Here is a 20,062-nt window from a genome sequence, read left to right on the forward strand (position 1 = left end):
GGGTGAGAAATGTGCCTGAGAATTGAAGGCACAGGCTCTACTGCATAGAGACTCAAGAAATAGAATCGCGTCTAGTGGAAAATATGAGCCATAAATAAATCGCTGCCAGAGGGAAGAGCAAAACTGGACCAGCTATGAAGCTGGCCGCAATTCCCTTCCACTGAATGAGAGGCTGACTTATTATGGGGGAAAAGAATTGCCCCAAAAAAAAGAAAGTGGTAAATCCTCCGACAACTTTACCGCGAATTTCTGGAGCAAGCCCGCTGACTAGCCAGACATTGATTGTGGGAACCCATAATCCAAACCCCAAACCAACCAATACAATACCCACTAAAACCAGACTACTACTACCCGAAAGTGAAATAATAAGAAGTCCCACTCCCATCAGAGTGTAGGATGAACAAAAACACACATGAGAATTGAGAATTCTCGAATAGCGCGAGAATAAATATGATGTAGTAGCCGATGCCAATGTCAACGCAGCCATGATCACACCAATTTTAGCACCACTGATCGGCTCCATCTGATTCAAATAGAACGCAATATGTACCGGTATAAAATAAACCAACGCCATGATGACAAATGCCAGTAAATAAATTAACGACATCTTTTTTATAGGCAAGCCAGCTACTTTATGTGCACCAGCAGAACTTTGCTTGAATGCAGGCTCCGATACAAAAACAAGCAAGAGTGGGAATAAAAACAGTGCCGACAGGTATAGAGAAAATGGATATCGCCACCCGAAATCAGCCAACCAGCCCCCTCCGACTAAAAAAAGTATCCCCCCGAAAGACATAAAGGTTCCATGATAACCCATAAATCGTGCGAGTTTTTGTCCTTGAAAATAGTCGCCAATGAGAGTGGTGAAACCACTCATTATTCCAGCAACGGCTATTCCTAGTAACGCACGACCCACTAAAATCCCTTCTAGCGAATTCAGGTACAAACCTGAACTGCCGGCTATCGCGTATATCAATAAAGCCAAAATTAAAACAGGCTTTCGGCCCCATACATCCAATAGATACCCCATAAGCGGAGCGAAAAGCCCAATAAATAAAGCTGGAAGGGTGAGCGTCAACTTAACCAGCAAGTCAGAGCTCTGCTCATTGGAAAATGCACTGTAAATTTGCGGCAGCACAGGAGAAATGGCCGCTCCAGCCATAACAGTCAAGGAGCTTCCTAATAACAGTGTCAAATTCCTGATTTGAGTGAATGTCTGACTATTCAAAGAAAGTTGGCCTGCAAAAAACTCGAAATTTAGGCACCATTTTTCTCAATCCTTGCGAGATACATATCTACAAGTTTTTCTTTTAAGCATTTCGCCAATGTTTTTACATGAGGGTGAAAGTTCATAGTGATATGGTTGCCTTCCATCTTGAAATCCCAAAACCTATCTCCGGTCCATTTTTGCCAAGATTCATGGGGGCGAGGGGGTAAGTTAGCCAATGGTTCTGTATGCCTGAAATACATTACCGGCCCATCATAAGGTTGGGGTTGGTACGCAAAAGTTGCTTGCTGATGAGCTATCCACGTATTCAGTAAGGGGACACTAAGATAGGGAGGTAAAACCTCACTTTTATCAGCGGATTGCGCAAGCTCAATCACATAGTCAATTTGTTCTTGAACACTTTCTATTTGTCTAAGTCGATGGATATCTAATGGCAGCGCTCCCTGTAGCATGTATTCCAGTACAGATGCACTATCCCTTATTGTATCAGGCAGGTCTTCGGGGGCCGGAGTATCAATCATGACAACCAACTGTACTTCAATATTCCTTCGGTGTAGTTGTTGTGCCATCTCGTATGCAACCATACCACCAAAAGAACTCCCCCCTAAAATGTAGGGGGGCTCCGCTTCCGTACTCAACAACTCCGCAACATAATCGGTTGCCATGTTAACCACAGATGTGTAGGGAGCACTTTTCCCAACCAGACTATGAGCTTGAAACGCATAAACGGCCTGGTCGACGCCTAAGTATCGAGCTAAATCTCGATAAAAATAGACCTCTCCACCAATCGGATGAACCAAGAAGATAGGCCGCTTAACTTCATCCCTCATTCCGTCACCTTTCTGAATCATGACCAATGGACTCGTCGCCGATAGCGCCCCAGCTTCACGGACCCGTTCAGGGTGTTGCGTAATGCTTTTGATATGCAGAGTAAGCTTCGCAACACTTGAATTGTTTATCAGAACATGAGACTCAATCGGAACGTCAAATCGTTCCATTAATTTATTGACCACATTTACTGCGATCAAAGAGTCACCACCTATATCAAAGAAACTATCATGCCGATTGATTTTTTTATGTCCAAGGCACTGTTGCCAAATTTGCAGTACGGCCAATTCGGTTGGATCAAGAATGGCATTTTCTTCATCTCTCAGAGGGCTCACACCTTCAACCGGCCCACTATCCGCTTCTAGAACAGTACTGCGGATTATTCCTTTTTGCGTATGAGCGGGTATCCAATAGGGCTTTTTATCGAATGGATAAGTCGGTAACGGTACCCGGCCCCTGAAACGATTTGCATAAAACTGATTCCAATCGACTCTAATATCCAACATCCAGAGACGAGCCACTAACTTTAGCAGCAGCTCCGTATCATCTACTTTGCTACCCTGGGGATGCCTTGTTGTGGAGAACACTTCATCCTGGGTTGCCAGCGAAGGATGTTGTCTGGCTAAGGTACTCAACACTTTTCCTGGTCCAACTTCAATCAATAACATCCCGGTAGTGTCGTCTTCTCTTTGATCCAGCAATGTGCTCAAACCATCGTGAAAGCGAACCTCATTACGCAACTGCTGAGCCCAGTATTCTGGATCCGTAGCCTGTTCATCCGTAATCAACTTCCCGGTAACAGAGGAAATGAATGGTCGACTTGGATCAGGAGGATTCAAACGCCTTTTTGCGACCGAAGCTTTGAATCGTTCCACGACAGGCTCCATCATATAGGAGTGGAAAGCATGAGAAGTTTTCAATATTCGGCTTGCAATTTTTTGCCGATCCAATTCTTTTTTAAATAAGGAAATAGCATTAACATCGCCAGAAACAACACAACGACTCTCTCCGTTTATCGCGGCTATCGACAGTCTGTCCTCTTGGGAACTTGCTTGGATCAACGACTTTAGCGAATCTTCCGAGGTTTGTACTGACAGCATACAACCTTTCTTTTCTTTCAATTCATCTACTATAAGTTGACCTCGAATCGCCACCAGCTCCAGTGCATCTTCTAATGAAAATACTCCAGCCAGATGCGCTGCAACATACTCACCGATACTATGACCAATCATCAAGTCAGGCTCAATGCCCCAGGACATAAGCATTTTAGCGAGTGCGAATTCAAAAATGAACAATGCAGGTTGAGTGATATTTGTTTCATGTATTTTATCTGACTGGGCCCTGAGATCTTTGTCTTCAAGACGGTCAAAGGTGTAAACAAAACGATCCATCAATAACAATCGACACTTCTCGATCGTCTCCCGAAACTGGATTTCAACCTCAAACAATTGCTTTCCCATGCCAACGTACTGCGAGCCCTGGCCAGAAAACATAAATGCGATTTTTCTTCGGATAGGTTTGTATTTTTCCGTAATGACAAAAGCAGGGTCTAATTGCGCCAATTTTTGCTGCGCATCTTTAAAACCAGAACACAAAAGATAACGTCGGTAAGGAAAACGAGTACGCCCAACCTGAAGCGAATAACATATATCTGCAAAATTCAAGGATCTCTCATTTTCCTTCAGATAGGCCTTAAACTCATTTGTCATTTGCTCCAATGCACTCGGCGATTTAGCACTTAGCGTCAAAATTTGCTGACGACGTGCGGCCTCTCCATGGTGTATTTGTGGAGGCTGACGCACAACTACGTGAGCGTTAGTCCCACCAATACCAAAAGAACTCACTGCTGCAAAACGATCCCCTTGCTGTTCAGGCCAATCCTTTAACTCTGTATTGACATAGAATGGCGTAAGTCTGAAATTGATGGCCAAGTTTGAATTTTTGTAATTTAATAAGGGCGGAATTTTCCCCGTTTGCACGGCTTTCACAGCAGAAATTAAACCGGCTATACCTGATGCAGCGTCTAAGTGACCTACATTCGCTTTTACAGATCCAAGCGCACAAAACTGGCCTTTTTCACCTTTTAAACCAAAGGCTTTGGACAGTGCCCTCACTTCTATCGGATCCCCTACTTTTGTTCCCGTCCCATGAGCTTCGACATAGCCAATCCGTGTAGGATCTACGTTTGCACTTGCCAATGCCAATGCTATTGCTTTTGCCTGGCCCTCAACCGAGGGGGTGGTATACCCAACTTTCATTGAGCCATCATTATTTACGGCAGACCCTTCAATAATGCCATATATATAATCATGACTATCTAAAGCATCTTGGAGACGTTTGAGTACAACAACGCCTGCCCCTTGGCCTGATACAGTACCCGCAGCCTCTTCATCGAATGGTCGGCAGTGCCCATCGGGAGACATGATCATGCCCTCTTGATACAAATAACCCGAACTTTCCAGCTTGCCTAGAGACACACCACCTGCGAGGGCGACATCACATTCATGTTGGTTCAATGCTTGACAGGCATTATGAACAGCAACCAGAGAAGTAGAACAGGCTGTCTGCAATACCATTGCAGGGCCATTAAGATTCAGTTTGTAGGAAACTCGGGTACAAAGAAAATCTTTATCATTGCCAATTGCAATGGGATAATCCCCCACGGCTTCCAGTATCCCTGTATCATCTCCGATATGGTTTCTGAGATACTCATTCATTCCGCTCCCACCATAGATCCCGATTGCCGCATCGGTATCACCAGGCACACAGTTTGAATTTTCGAGAGCCTCCCATGCCACCTCTAGAAAGAGCCGATGCTGGGGATCTGTGATTTGAGCTTCCCGTGGAGACATGTTAAAGAATTTCGCATCAAAGCTCTTGATATCATTGAGGGCGCCCTTAGCTCTCACATAATTTGGCTTCTTCAATAAAGACTCAGGTACTCCAGCCTTTTCTAGCTCTTTGTTGCTATAAAATCGTATGCTTTCCCGCTTATTACATATGTTATCCCAGAACTGTTCCACATCATCTGCACCAGGAAATCGCCCAGCCATCCCCACAATTGCGATCTTCGCTCCCACCAGGTGTTCTAACAATCTACGCTTTAACCGGAACCGTTCAATGTGAGCATCGTCTTCGATAAACGCCGACTCTTGGTCATCATGGTCGATAAAATAGGCTAGAGATTCGATCGTGGGATATTGAAACAATTCATGTAAAGCGACGCTCTCTTTTATCCCATCTGGTAGCAGATTATACAATTTAGCCATTAACAATGAGTGGCCACCAAGCTCAAAGAAATTATCAGACTTACTTAACGAGTCGACCTGTAAAACATCTTTCCAAGCTTTCTCGAGTATTGATTCTGTCGGGCTCCGGTATGAATCGTTTAAATGACTCACAATGAGTTTATCATCTTCAAACTTTGGTGGCGGCAAAGCGTTTCTATCAATCTTTTCATTCGCTGTTAAGGGAAAAGCATCCAAAACTACAAACGCGGATGGCACCATATAATCAGGCAAGCGCTTAGTTAAATGCGCTCTAATATCATTTTCATCGAGCTTAGTTCCGGCTTTTCGGACTATGTAGGCTATAAGATCTTGTGAATTTGCACTTTCGTGCTTTCGGGTCCGTACGAGAACCAAAACATCGTGGACATTTGGATATGTACTACAAACCGCCTCAATTTCTCCTAATTCAACTCGAAACCCACGAATCTTGACTTGATGATCTAGTCTACCTAGATAATCAATGGATCCAGTCACCGAATATCGAGCTAAATCTCCTGTCCTGTATAGTATTCCACCGTAACGACCATTAGGGTTGGAAATAAATTTTTCTTTCGTCAAATCAGGTCTATTCAAATAGCCCCGACTCACACCAAGCCCGCCGATAAATATCTCACCAGGCACTCCGACAGGCACTGGATTCATTTCAGCATCAAGAATGTATACCTGGGTATTTGGAATTGGCACACCAATGGATGGAATACAAGAACCATCCACTTCTGCAAAAGTAGCCCAAACCGTTGATTCTGTCGGTCCATAAGCGTTAATGAAACGACGTCCTTTTGACCATTTCCTGGCAAGCTCCGCCGAGCAAACATCCCCAGCCACGATCAATGTATGTAAGCTTTTTATACGGTCGAAATCGGGTTCAATTACTGCTAATGTGGCTGGAGGTAAAATTGCACACGTAATTCGATTCGAATACAAAAAAGACAGTAACTTTTCACCAAGTACATCTTTCTTTTCCGCCATCACAAGTGTTGCGCCAACACTTAAAGAGAGTACTATTTCGGAAATACTCGCATCAAAGTTTAATGTTGCAAATTGCAGCACCCGATCTTTTTTGGACAATTGATAAACTTCTCGCTTGGCATAAATTAGATTATTTAAGCCGCGATGTTCAATCAATACCCCCTTAGGTAAACCAGTAGAACCTGATGTATAGATCACGTAAGCAAGCTGGTTAGGCATTGCAGGCACAAGCTCAGTTTTTATCTCACTTGTATAAAAGTCTGGAGCGTCTATTGCGACAGCAGTTTGAGTTTCACTCAATTCAGGATTACTACATAATTTTGATAATGTCAGAATAAACTTAGGTTTAGCATCATCAATGATAAATCGAAGCCTTTCCCTCGGATATTCAACATCTAATGGTAAATAAGCCGCATTTGCCTTAAGAATTCCCAAAAAGCAGCTAACAACCTCGACTCTTCGCTCAAGATAGACACCGACTACATCACCCCGCTGAAGTCCTTTCGACAGCAGAAAATTCGCTATTTTAGAAGACTGAAATTCCAACTCCGCATAAGTAACACCTTGCTTACCACAAAGTACAGCCATGTTGTTGGGGTACTTTTTTGCAAGATCACGAACATATTCAGTTAAAAATCGTTCTCTTTTAGGGACTACCGATGCTTGGTTCCACAAATTAAAAATTCGATTTCTTTCACCGCAGGATAACATCGACAATTGTTTTACGGGCAAATCAGGACACCGGGTTACTGACTCCATCAATTCTTGATAGTGCCCTGCTATCGCCTGAATAGTTGCTAGTGAATACAGGTCAGTGTTGTACTCTATACCACCAATAAAATCGTCTTGATACTTATAAATCTTAAATGTGAGATCGAAATCATCCAGTTGTTGCAATCGAATATGTCTATTCCAACACCCCATATCCCCCATATCCCATATTGCCTGTAGCGAGTCAGAATCTTGAAAAACCAAGGGGTTTTGACGGTTTTCAAAACGATTAATATTTTCCCAGACAAATGATATTTGAACCAATGGTGAACGTGATGAATCTCTTTGCTCAATTTGCTCTCGGGCCAAATAGGGAAATGGGTACTCTTGCATATCGATGGACTGTTGCGCCCACGAGTTCTGCTGTTCCATCAGCTCATCAAATGTGGAATCGGGATTAATTACTGCTCGAAATATCACAGCGTTTGTAAAGTAACCATAGACGCCTTGGTAGGTAGAATCTCGCCCTGCAGTCGGGCACCCTATTCCCAAATCTGTTTGTCCAGTGTATCGGTAACACAATAACTGAAATAAAGTTAAATATTGTGAAAAAAGTGAGTGTCCCTTTGATGCAGCCAGAGCATTAAAAGCTGTGATAACGGGCTCATGAAATCTAAACCTAAAATATTCTTTATTGCACGAATGAATGGGCGGTCTTGGTTTAACTGGTGGGATTTCCAAGACTTGAGGCATATTTTTGAGATGCTCATGCCAGAACTTCCGCAAATCAACTGTTTTACTCGTACTTAAAGTTTGATTTTGATTCTCAACAAAGTCATAGAAACACGGCTTTGATATCTCTGTATTTGGCTCATTGCCAACTAAAATTGATGAATACGCCTTTTTTAAATCATTGAATAGTACCATGCAGGCCCAGAGATCCATATTGATATGGTGCACGTAATGGGCCAACACATTTTGGCGGTTATTTCGCTTTATGTAGACCCATCGCATTGCAACTTCACGCTCCAACTCAAAGGGCTGCTGTAAATACTGATTCAAAAGGTCATCGACAAAAATGTCAGATGCATCTCCTACATCAATTTCCTCAAACTGTAATGGCCAGTCGTCATAAACTACTTGAACAATGGCTCCATGTGCATTTTGTTTGTAAAGAGTCCTTAAAGGTGGATGTTTTTTTACTACAGCTTCCAAGGCACGCTTCAGGATAACGATATCTAAAGATTCAGGAACATCAAAGACGAAGTGGCTGTTATATATTCCCGTATTCGGGTGAAGAATATGCACCATCCATATGGCATGTTGACCCGGTGTAAGTTCAATTTCCACGATAGGCTGACATGAAGAAGGCATTTTAGTACGACTCAAGTTAACTAAAGATATGCTAGAACAGCCCGAAGTATAGTCAAAACCTATAAGTTCTGCTCAATTTAATGAGTGGAGCTGAGAATCTACAGACCAAATTGCTTACAGGATGCTAGCAACCGAGAGTGAAATAAAAAGTTGCTCCAACTCCGAGCTCGGATTTCGCCCAAATCTCGCCATGGTGGCGATGAACGATACGCTGCACAGTAGCCAAGCCAACACCGGTACCTTCGAACTCTCTATTAGTGTGTAACCTTTGAAAGCTATCAAAAAGCTTATGCGCATACTTCATGTCAAAACCAGCGCCATTATCCCGTATAAAATAAGTCGGCTGGTTTTTTTCAGAAATCACACCAAATTCAATTTCTGAAACCTCTTTTTTTGATGAATACTTCCATGCATTGCTGATCAGGTTTTCTATCACCGAGTACAGCATCCGCTTGTCACCCTGAACGACAATATCCGGGCCTACCAATAACTGCACATTCTGCTGTGGGAAACGCTCACGTAATTCTATGGCAATCTCATTCACCAAATCAGACAAGCAAACTTCACTTAGAATAAGTTCGCTACGTGTTAAGCGAGATAGTTCCAGCAACCCATGAATGAGGTCACTCATTTTTTCCGCACCGGCACAAACTCTACGCAACATATCCTGACCCATTCCGTCGAGTTTATCTTCGTAGTCTTCAAGCAACGCTTCCGCAAATCCTTTGATACTTCTCAATGGAGCCCGCAAGTCGTGAGAAACCGAATAACTAAAAGCCTCCAACTCTTTGTTAACCGCTTTTAACTCAGAAGTGCGCTGTTCAACTTTATCTTCGAGACTTAAGTTCAAAGTTTGCACTTCATCAAAGAGGCGCGCATTCTCCAAAGAAATTGCCACTTGGACTAATAACATTTCCAAAACACTCAAACGCTCAGATGTAAAAGCGTCTACAGTCAACATGTTTTCCAAATACAGAACACCTGTAAGCTTCTCTCGGTAATGAATCGGAGTACATAACACTGATTTCGGTGATTTTTGTTCAAAGTATGCATCCTGACTCCACTTGGGGTCATGCTCAACATTCTGCAGTACAACACTCTTATCCGTTCGCAGTACGAGACGAATCAATTCATGCGGCAATTGATCAAATTCATCCAATGGAACAGGAGGCCTCAGTGACCCACTTTCCACATAGTTCCCTGAAATGGTAGTCGTCGCGACAAACTCGACTGCAAACACACTATTGGACTCCAGCAACATCACACCGGATTGCGCCCCCGCGTTCTCCAAAATAATCTCCATGATTTTTGCCATTAACTGATCTAGTATAATTTCACTGGAAATAGTTTGGGATGACTTAAGAATGGTCTCAATATCCAGAGAATCAGCAATCCGGCCACTACCAGATACACGATGTGAACTCGCACTTGTCAAAACCCTTGCAGAAACAGTACTCTGAAAAATATTCGGGTACTTTTCTTCAAGTCGTTTTTGCCGAATAACAGCTCCCCACTGACCATACATATAATGTGCCTGCTGTATACTCGCCCATCCAGTTTCAGCGAACCCGTAGACCATCGCGCATTCACCATAAAGCTCATATGCTAACGCCGCATCTTGCAAAAAGTCACCTTGCACTGCCAAGTTAATAGCCTGTTTATAAAGCTCAAACATAGACAATTCAGGTTTCACCACTCTCGTATATTCGGCTTGGAGCAAAACTAATTTATGTTTGAAGTTCTCTGCACACTGCGAACTCAAATATGAAAATTTCTCGACAATCTTATAGAGTTCATGGATCCGCTTATCGCTCTCACTTTCTGAAAACTCACTTGAAAAACGTGATATAAGCAACCCTTTGATAAAGAAATGGTCAATATTTGGCAACATTCCGGGTATGGTAAGTAATGCGTCTTGTGCGCGTTCGACCTCCGCCCAATTTATTCTTGACGGATCAGACCAAAACAACCACAGTAATCGCAAATGTAAGATAAATGCATAGATTGAAGACTCTTTTACAAAGGTCCACTCAGCAGGCAAAAATTCAGCTTCAGAGAGAGTATTAGCCTTAGTATTTCCCCTCAGCATATCAAGAAGTCTCTGATATTGAATTCCTGCAGAAATTGGTTGTTGATATTTGAGAAGCAACTCCTTCAGTCGTTCTAGCTCGCGATTTATTGATGAGAGAGACTCTCCTCTACTGAAACGAAGAATAATGGAATTTGAAAAACAGCCAACCCCCATGAGAATTGAACCATTTGCTAAGCCTTCTCTGAAACCATTACTCAAAATCGAGAGTGTTTCAGAATATGGATGGGTAAAGTGCCAAACCATTGAACCGATGGTTATACTCGCGTTAGAAAGCTCAGGGTGCCCTGGTTGTTGATCGAGGATATCCAGCGCTTTTTGAGAAAGTTTCGTAGCCAAGTCAAGCCGATCGTGAGAGCTCACCAAAGCATAACGAGCGAGAATAACAGGAGATTGAGAACCTCCCCCAAATTCAAGCAATAACTTCATTGCATAGAGAGAAAATAATTTATTGAGAAGAGGCTGCTTTGCAACGTAGCACACTCCTGAAAGAGAGGACATCAATGAAAGTTGAAAGTCTTGCTGTTGGTTAATATCCCCATCCATTTCCGCAAGGAGAGAGCCAGCTCTACAATCAAAGTAATGCTGAATTTCTGTCTCAAAAATATTTACTAACTCTATAATATCGTCATTAGAACGCGGAATCTCAATTCCACAGTACTTTAACCCCTCTATTCCTTTGTCGATGATTCCACCCATATTCTGAAACCTTCCACCATGAGTCAGAGTCAGTAGACACAGCTGAGCTTTATCTTCATTTTCCTTAAGTTGATTTAAAGCATATTCTGCAAACTCAAAAGCTAAGGCCGGCTTCGAATCAAGATACGCACACTCAACAAACAACACAGTAACTTTCTTTGTGAGCTCATATTGCAATTCCCAAGCACGTAATGGTAATAAACTCAGTGCTGTACTTACAAACTGGAAAGCCGCTCTCCAGACACTGGCTTGCTTGGCATTCATGGCAGCTTGATAATTCAACTCTGCAACCAAACACTTCTCTTGTTGAGGCAAAATTAGTGCTTTTCCTGCATTAAACTGCTCTGCTTGAGAAAAAACTTCTGTACCCTTAGGGGATGGATTATGAGAGTGTAAAAGTCTACCGATTGACAGGTGGGTGAAGCTTTTTTCCTTTTCACTCAAGGATGAATAAGCAGCTTGCAACATCCTGTCATGCAAAAACCTGCAGGAGGGAACATTTGCAGGGAGGTAAGTACTCACACATTTTTCACTCTGGCGCTCACTTACAATACCTGGCAACCAGTCTCCACCCTCCTGAACAAGCAACCCTGCCGTCAAGGCCGGCCATAAAAGTTGGCTTACTGTTTGTCCATCAAGCTCAGTGATCACTGCCAAAGTTTGAATGTCAAAACGACTTCCAATACACGCGGCTTTCTGCAACATTTGTTGTGTCGCAACAGGCATTTTTTTCATTTTATCGAGCATAAGCTCAACAACATTGTCTGTTATCCCCTTTGCTCGAATTTGTTCCAGATCCCAATACCAGCAGCGATTGGTTTGATCAAAATCAATGAGACTTTCCGTATAGAGGGATTTTAAGAACTCATTAACGAAAAATGGATTACCCTCGGTTTTGGTCAAAATAAGCGAGGCTAACTCCGAGACCCCTTTATCTGTATCTAGCGTTTCTTTGAGTAATTTCTGTAAGTGGGTGAATGAAAGCGGCTTTAAACGCAATTGACAAAGGTTGCCTCCATGCAACCGCGAAACTGACGTAAAAACCTCATTCAAAGCGTGGTTTGCATCAACCTCATTATCCCGGTACGCCAACAATAATAAAATGCGCCCCTCTCCATTCATCATGATCGCTTTTAGAAGCTGCAATGTCCCTAAATCGGCCCATTGCACATCATCAATAAAAACAACCAAAGGTTTCGCTTCAGAAGCACACTGCATGAATTTTGAAAACGTGTGGTGAAACCTGTTACGTGTTTCTTCAGCCCCCAACTCTGCAACAGGCGGTAATGCACCCAGTACAAGTTCCATCTCCTGAAGAAAGTCGATCAAAACCCTAGCATTCTGCCCCAGTCGTTGCAGCAGGATTTGCTTGAGGTGTTGCAAACGGCTTTCACTTTCCGTCAGGACTTGTTGTACCCACTCTGACAACGCTCTCAATAGCGCTGAATATGGAATATTATGTTGAAGTTGATCGAACTTCCCGGAAATAAACAAAGCATCATCTGCCGCAATCGGTTTATGAACCTCGTGAATCAAGGCGGATTTGCCAACCCCGGAATACCCCGAAAGACTTAACATGACCGGACGGCCTTCACATGCACGCCGAAAAGCAGCCCAAAGCTCTTCAATTTCCTGTTCCCGACCATATAGCTTTTGCGGAATCGAAAAATGATCGGAAATATCCTGCTCAGCTAATGCAAACTCTGGAACCTCTCCCGCGGTTTGCCAGATCTTCTGGCAGCGAATTAGATCAGAATGCACACCTTCGGAACTTTGGTAACGATCCTCTGCGTTTTTCGCCATGAGCTTCGCTACAATATCTGACACCACTTTCGGTACTGCAGGGTTAATCTGACAAACCGGCTTTGCGATGTGCGCAATATGGGCATGCACCATCCCGATTCCATCATCAGACTGAAAGGGAAGGCGGCCCGTTAAAGCAAAATAAAACAACACCCCCATCGAATAAAAATCTGTCCGGTAATCCAGTGCCCGGTTCATCCTCCCGGTCTGCTCCGGCGAAATGTAAGCCAGAATACCCTCGATCTGATCAGGGGGTTTGAGTGAAGGTTGCTCACGAGGTAGCATTGAGGCTAATCCGAAGTCGGTAATTTTAACGTGAAGTGTAGTGGGGTGAATCAGGACATTTCCGGCATGCAAATCTTTGTGAATGATCTTTCGATGATGGATTTCACCGATAGCTCTACAGAGCTGGAGGGCAAAAGGGAGAAAAGTTTCGATTGGCAAACAGTGATGAGGTAACTCATCCAAATACTCGTGAAGTGAAACCAATCCCTCGTCAAGCATCACAACAGTCGGGGTGTTTCCAACCTTAATGAGTGACTCTATCTCAACGATGTTTTCATGTTTGAACTTTTTTTGTATATCAAAGGCAAAAGTAAACCTGGCAACCTGCTCAACTGTTGGAAATGGCTCATTCAAGGATTTGATAATTAAAGAACGGCCATTTTCATCCTGACACCGGCTCACATTGGTAGTTACACTGGTATACAACAATTCTTTGTTTTTGAAATCAGTCTCTACTCCTATCAAAATCCGTGTCCCCAAACGCTACCAATTTATATTACCTACTAGTTATACCAACACCAGCAAAATTACCGTAACTATCGGAAAAGTATAGACCCTTGTGCACAAACTAAAAGAAAAACAAGCAACAGTTAAGCACTGAGTGTATGTTCTAACCAACCTGCAAACTAAAATCCTCAACCATCAAAATGTAGTAATCAAAACTTAAGGGGAGCCAAATCTAAAACGTAAGAATTTGAATAGCCAGCCCCGATGCTCAAACCGCTTGACAACTCTTTGCGACAAATCAGCTCTAATTCCACTTTTCCGATAAACAAATGCTTGCTGCAAAATATCAACGGTTGCCATGACAAATCTATTAATAAAATAGGGAGATATAAAGTTCTCCGTATAATGCACTTTGAACTGTAATCGCCCATCAAATGTCAATACCATGATAGGGATTGTCTTAAAGTGCTGTGGCGCAGGAATAACAAAGACTTCCTGCAACTTAAAACCATCATAATCACTCGGTAAGTCTATATTTCCCAAGTTCGAAAAATGGAAGGTCAACGGCAAGTCTGGGAGCGCGGCAATTTCTTTAGCACTCATATGGTTTTCTTTGTAAACCATATCTTCAATCTTTTTCTTTGTATGCAAATCCACAAGTTTTGCCAGGTCAATAATATTTACGTCTTCGCCCAGTTCATACGAATTAAGGAAGCTTGATGCCCCAGTTAGCGTCCCATGATTTGACAGATCAGCTTTGACTCTACGGCGTAAGTCCACGACGGTACGGTATAAGTATCGGCACTTCGCAGATGGATCTCTGAACTTCTCATCTCCCCCCAAAATTTCATGAGAAGCCAATAAGAAACTAGCACAAAGTAAACTATTTACAGTAATCTGATTACTTCTCGCGATGTCAAGAATACGAGTAGTCGCACCTTTCGAGAATCTATGGGTAAGAATTCTTATCCGAGGTGGCCCCGCCTCATTCGTTAGCTCACAAGCGCGGTATTCATTCCGGAACAATGCAAGCTTGTCTTTTCTGGCTGTGACAATTTCATCGACAGATTTATCACCTCGTTCAGGTAATAACTTCTCTATATACGGCAAATCATTCAGTCTAGTCGTTTGGTAATAATCTATAATTTTATGCTCATTACACATCAACGCCTTACACAAATCGAAAAAAGCCTTATACATTCGAATACAACTAAGTGCGTCTGCGACCGCATGGGAAATAACTGTAACAATATCCATTCTGGCCACGCCTTGCTTACTATCTTTCGCCGCTTCATAAATTACATAGACCTTTAACACTCCCTCGTTGATATCAAGTTTTTGATTCACCTTTTCTTCTAAAAAAGCGTCCCTAAGCTCTGTTTTTGTTCGGTCTTTGATTTCTTCAATAGGCAAAGTAACCTTATCGGGCTTTTTAAAGAATAGCGTGTCGTTAATCGAAACAACTTCGGAGCTTAACAACGGATCCCTCGAAACAATCATTTTGAATGCCTTTCTAAGAACCTGTATGGGTAACTCCCCGTATAGAACACATCGACTAACAACTCCAACGCCCAACTTTGCGAATACGGCCTCTCCATGTGAAAGTTCACGTATGAGCCCTTCATCAGAACAAAAATCTGAAGACATAGACACACCACTACATATCAATTGATTCACTTAGATTAAAGTAAAGTCACGCTTACTCGTCCATTCGAGAATTTAACAAGCCGGGTAAATATTTAAGATTCGGAGAAGTTGGCCTGTCGAAAAACCAACTGATAGAAGAGAGTTTAAACCTATGAGAATTAAAGGATACTACCAATAACATCACTAGAAACCAATAGTGAGTAAAAGTGGTTAATATTTGGATCAAGCCGCATAATTTTTATTTTCGCAAAATATAGAAGGATTCCATCCCCCCCCCTGAGACCAGACAGTGGTCACCCCTTCATCACCAAAACCGACCCCGCCCCGATCATTACCGAGCCTGCGGTTTTATTCAATCGCTTTACACCTGCAGCACTAGTGAAGTAACGACGAATTGATCCGGCGAAGTAGGCAATGAGCACCAGCCCCAGTAGCAAGCCAGCCATGGTCAATACCGATGCGAGGACCATGTCCTGAGCAGACAGCGCGGTCACATCCAGGAAGGTTGGCAGGAAGGCGATATAGAACAGAATCACTTTCGGGTTGGATGCAGAAATAAGAAAGCCCTGCACAAAGCCCGGCCAGAATTTTTTCGGGGTGGTTTCAGATTCCGTGCCCGTACCCACTTCGACCGGTGTAGTCCAGAGTTTGTAACCCAGGTAGACAAGGTACGCCGCACCGACCCAACGAATAACGGTGAATACTTCACCCCAGTTTTGCGCAATAGCGGCCAGGCCCAGGCAGGCCAGTATGAGATAGACCACGTCACTGCTGGCCATGCCGATGATCATCGACAGGCAGGAACGCCAGCCATTGGCCATACCTTTCGCGAGGATAGCCAGTACGCCCGGCCCTGGTGTAATGCCGAAGATAAAAATCGCTATGAAAAAAGTCACGGCACTTTCAAAGGTCATGGTATTGTTCCCAATCTAACAGACAGTTCCAAGGCTAACAGGCAGTTCAAAATTTGCTCACATGAGACCACAGCGCAGGCCGTGACACAATAAGACTTTGGTTGTTTTTTCGACGTAATTTCAGCAGCAGCGTGTTTCAAGACCGCAGTTAAAACAGCCGCCGCTACCCTGTTACTGCTGGTGGCACTTCTGCAGTTTTACGGGGGCGCTCACCAGTGAGGGCGACACCCGCAAATACCAGTACGATCGCTCCCCACTGGGCGAGTACGATGTGTTCATCCAGCAACACGACCGAGAACGCCAGTGAAAATACCGGTAATAGATTGGTGTAACCTGCCGCCGTGGAAGCTTTGAGGTGGGTCAGCGAAAAATTGTATAGGCCGTAAGCGCCCAGCGAAATGACCAGTCCCAGATAAATCAAAACAGACATCAACTCCAGCGAGATTGACTCCGGCCAGTCGGCAAAGAGGGCAAACGGCAGGAAAAATGCGGTGCCGACAAAACTTTGCAATGCGGTCAGTAAAAATGCAGGATAACGGCTGACCAAATGCTTCACCAGCAAGGTGTAGCCCACCGCACTGCACATCGCCAGGAATTCCAGCACGTTACCCAGAATCGCATTGGGTGCCTGGGTACTGTCCTCACCCGTTAATGTCATGATCACGACCCCAACCACCGCCAGCATAAACCCGAACCATTGGCGTTTGCTGTTGGATTCCTTTAAAAAGAAAAAGGCTGCGATTGCCACCATCAGTGGCAACATTGCGGTGACCATACCGGCTTGACCGGCACTGGTGTATTTCAGGGCCTGGGCTTCGAAAATAAAATACAGACAAGGCTCAAACAAAGCCATCCCCAGAAGGTATTTCCAGTCCCCGGATTGATAACGAAACTGCTGCCGGAGCCAGGGCCAGACAACAGCAAACGCCATTGCCCCGATGGCCATTCGGATAAACACGACGACCATCGGATTCATCTCTGTCACGGCAACTTTCAAGGCAATAAACGAACTGCCCCAGAGCACCATGGCAATGATCAGGGCGAAGTGAGATCGGAGTTCGTAAGAGTTCAAAGCTCGAGTCTCAGGTCACGACCATTTTCTGTGCGCCTTTGACCACATCTTCGGGTTTGGCCCGAAGCGGAATTTCTATACCACGCTGCACGGCGGGTCGCTCTCCTATACGCTCCAACCATTTTTTCAGATTGTCCAGATCATCAATTGGCACGCCGGACCAGTTGAACGTACGCACCCAGGCATAGTTGGCGATATCGGCAATGCTGTAGTCTTCAACCAGGTAATCACGACCCTGTAAATGACCATCCAGCACCGTGAAGAGGCGTTTGACTTCATGTTGATAGCGATCAATGGCCGGTTGAATCTTTTCCGGAAAATAGCGGTAGAATACATTCGCCTGTCCCATCATGGGGCCGATGCCGCCCATTTGAAACATGACCCATTGCAGTACCTGTGATTTTGCCTTCGCTTCCTGCGGCAACAGCTGGCCAGATTTTTCTGCCAGATACATGAGGATAGCTCCGGACTCAAACACCACAAAATCATCATTATCATGATCGATGATCACGGGAATACGACCGTTCGGATTCAGTGCCAGAAACTCGGGGGTCTTCTGCTCCCCTGTACCCAGGTTCACGGAGGTCACAGTATAAGGCAGCCCCATTTCTTCGAGCGCAATACTGATTTTGTGGCCATTGGGTGTGGCCGCTGTGAGTAACTCAATCATGGTACACACTCCTTGAGGGACTTGTTAATGCAGCAGAGGAAAGCGGCTAAGGCCTTGAATCTTGCCGCATCAAATCAGTTTCTACTGTTCAAACCATAGGTTCGTTTTTTTACGACGATTGGCACCAGGTCTGGATCTGTGAGATGACCCAGGCCGGGTCATCCAGTGGTAAGTCGTGGCCTGCGCTTGGATGTATCTGGATCGATGCGCCCCAGCGTTTTGCCAGTGTTTCACTGCACCGATAACTGACCATACGATCCCCCTTGCTGGATAACAACAGACAGGGTACGGTTGGCGTTTGCTGTTCCGGCCGATACCGTGCCGCTGCCCAGAGTTGGCGCAGGGTGTTTATACGGGAAATGCCCCGCTCTTCCTGAATTTCGACCCAGTCTTGCAAAACTGCAATGCTAGACCCCATTTTATTGCTGGTCATTTGCAAAATTGCACGCTCACGATCACGTAGCCCCCGAGCTACCGCCACTTTCATCAGTCGTGGGTAGTTATCCGGGCGCATGCGCTGCCAAAACGGACTGAAAGCCGTACTGGTATTCATCAATACCACACGGCTGAGATCCGGCAATGATTGCTTCTGCATGATATCAATGGCGACCATACCACCCAATGACAATGCCACCAGTCCCTTTGGACCCTGTAACCCCCCAATTTGTTCAATCACCGACTCGGCAATTTCCGCTACAGAATGGGGCGATGCTTCGTGCAGGCGAAGTCCGGTTCCTGGCAGGTCCACGCAATAGACATTATCCTGCCCCATTGCCTCGGTAAAATACTCAACAAAATTACCCCAGTGGGCACTTTCCCGGGACAAGCCTCTCAATAAAATCCAGTTCATTTGATTACCGCACCATCATACCAATGTGTAAGCGCCATCTGCCGCAAGCGAGGAACCTCCGATGGCGTCGGCATCCATTGCTGATAATTCACGGCGGCATTCATCAAAAAATCGAAAAGCACCAAGTGTCGGCGCATCACGCGATCCTGACGGTGCGGCACTTCCGGGTTGAATAATCCTTTTATTGTAAACAGCTGACGAGGCCTTTTTTTAACCCACTTCCAGGATCCCATTTCCAGAGTAAACGGCAAAAAGGTACCCGCCTGATTTTTATTCAGCTTTTTATAGAAGTAGTCCCACAAGTCACCATGGGTAAGATAATGATTGGATTGGGGCTCAAAGATATAGTCGTGGTAGGGGTAGGTACTTTCCCAGAGCAGCTTCATCGCCATGATGGTATCAATTTTACGCACGGGTCGGCGACGGTAGGCATAAGGAAACCAGATCCGGTCATGGAAACCAAAACCGGAGTGGCAATCCAGTACCAGTGAAAAAGGCCGTCCCTTTAATTCACGGTCAATCAGGTTTTCCAGCGCTATATTTTCCGGCTCCATGCCCCGCTCCGGTTCACCACGATACCATGCAAAGCGCTTGGAAAAACGCTGCCCTCCGACCAGAAAGGCTATTTTGTCCGTTGCTTCAATGGGGGAATTACGCATTAAATCAACGCCCCCCGGATTACAACGCAAGTTTAGGTACATGCCGCCAGGATTCAAAATCGGCACGACCACGATGCGAAATTTCTCCAGCAGTTTCTCGAGGCCTTTATCCCAACGGGACTTTTCAATAAAGCTGTGCAACATAGACATCACAACATGGGAGCCGATCCTTTCAATGCCGTGAACGCCCCCGACGATTAACAATGCCGGTGCGGATTTATCCGGATTACCGGCACTGATCGAATACACCGGTAATTCCAGCGAATCAACTGTAACCGTGGTTTCCACCGTGCTTTCCATAAAATACGGCATGGCTTTCAGCATACGTTCCAGTTGCGGTAACTCTTCGATATAAGTCCGGACCAGACGCGCATGTTCAGGGGAACGCATGGCGTCTGAAACGGGTGAAAAGGCAGGTAAACTGTGTGGTCGAAGGATTAGGTCCTTAATATTCATACAACGGATTTAGACTCACTGTTGGAAGAGAAGACCGGGGCGGGCCCCAAATCTTCAAGTGTAGCTGAATT

General features: G+C 44.6%; 9 protein-coding genes. All 9 read right to left on the minus strand.

What is annotated here, in order from left to right; all coding sequences use genetic code 11:
• Nucleotides 1-52 precede the first annotated feature (52 nt).
• The 9 genes from OLMES_RS22425 to OLMES_RS22465 all read right to left on the minus strand — a co-directional run bounded on the left by OLMES_RS22425 (nucleotide 53) and on the right by OLMES_RS22465 (nucleotide 19,991).
• Nucleotides 53-1,228 (minus strand): MFS transporter, encoded by a 1,176-nt coding sequence (locus OLMES_RS22425; RefSeq protein ID WP_332454913.1) that lies wholly within the window; start codon nucleotides 1,226-1,228, stop codon nucleotides 53-55.
• A 29-nt stretch (nucleotides 1,229-1,257) separates the two neighbouring features.
• Nucleotides 1,258-8,376 (minus strand): non-ribosomal peptide synthetase/type I polyketide synthase, encoded by a 7,119-nt coding sequence (locus OLMES_RS22430; RefSeq protein ID WP_198343085.1) that lies wholly within the window; start codon nucleotides 8,374-8,376, stop codon nucleotides 1,258-1,260.
• Between the two features lie 148 nt (nucleotides 8,377-8,524).
• Nucleotides 8,525-13,741 (minus strand): AAA family ATPase, encoded by a 5,217-nt coding sequence (locus tag OLMES_RS22435; protein ID WP_198343086.1) that lies wholly within the window; start codon nucleotides 13,739-13,741, stop codon nucleotides 8,525-8,527.
• Nucleotides 13,742-13,939: 198 nt separating this feature from the next.
• Nucleotides 13,940-15,370: a phthiocerol/phthiodiolone dimycocerosyl transferase family protein gene (locus OLMES_RS22440; protein ID WP_087463304.1), complete on the minus strand. Its 1,431-nt coding sequence runs from the start codon at nucleotides 15,368-15,370 to the stop codon at nucleotides 13,940-13,942.
• 293 nt (nucleotides 15,371-15,663) lie between these two features.
• Nucleotides 15,664-16,284 carry a LysE family translocator gene (locus tag OLMES_RS22445; RefSeq protein ID WP_087463305.1) on the minus strand — a complete coding sequence of 207 codons (621 nt, stop codon included), beginning with the start codon at nucleotides 16,282-16,284 and terminating at the stop codon, nucleotides 15,664-15,666.
• 163 nt (nucleotides 16,285-16,447) lie between these two features.
• Nucleotides 16,448-17,356: a DMT family transporter gene (locus tag OLMES_RS22450; protein WP_087463306.1), complete on the minus strand. Its 909-nt coding sequence runs from the start codon at nucleotides 17,354-17,356 to the stop codon at nucleotides 16,448-16,450.
• A 10-nt stretch (nucleotides 17,357-17,366) separates the two neighbouring features.
• Entirely contained in the window at nucleotides 17,367-18,026 is a 660-nt protein-coding gene (locus OLMES_RS22455) for a glutathione S-transferase family protein (RefSeq protein ID WP_087463307.1), read from the minus strand.
• A gap of 109 nt (nucleotides 18,027-18,135) precedes the next feature.
• Complete coding sequence (locus OLMES_RS22460; protein WP_087463308.1) at nucleotides 18,136-18,876, minus strand: alpha/beta fold hydrolase; 741 nt, start codon at nucleotides 18,874-18,876, stop codon at nucleotides 18,136-18,138.
• Nucleotides 18,873-19,991 (minus strand): M14 family zinc carboxypeptidase, encoded by a 1,119-nt coding sequence (locus OLMES_RS22465; protein WP_198343087.1) that lies wholly within the window; start codon nucleotides 19,989-19,991, stop codon nucleotides 18,873-18,875. Before OLMES_RS22465 ends, OLMES_RS22460 begins: the two co-directional genes overlap by 4 nt.
• Between the last annotated feature and the right edge of the window lie 71 nt (nucleotides 19,992-20,062).

The organism is Oleiphilus messinensis, assembly GCF_002162375.1.
GTDB lineage: Bacteria > Pseudomonadota > Gammaproteobacteria > Pseudomonadales > Oleiphilaceae > Oleiphilus > Oleiphilus messinensis.

Excerpts from the sequence above, each read along its gene's own strand:
- OLMES_RS22460 (WP_087463308.1), bottom strand. The coding sequence starts at position 18,876 with ATGAACTGGATTTTATTGAGAGGCTTGTCCCGGGAAAGTGCCCACTGG.
- OLMES_RS22440 (WP_087463304.1), bottom strand. The coding sequence starts at position 15,370 with ATGTCTTCAGATTTTTGTTCTGATGAAGGGCTCATACGTGAACTTTCA.
- OLMES_RS22465 (WP_198343087.1), bottom strand. The coding sequence starts at position 19,991 with ATGAATATTAAGGACCTAATCCTTCGACCACACAGTTTACCTGCCTTT.
- OLMES_RS22445 (WP_087463305.1), bottom strand. The coding sequence starts at position 16,284 with ATGACCTTTGAAAGTGCCGTGACTTTTTTCATAGCGATTTTTATCTTC.
- OLMES_RS22455 (WP_087463307.1), bottom strand. The coding sequence starts at position 18,026 with ATGATTGAGTTACTCACAGCGGCCACACCCAATGGCCACAAAATCAGT.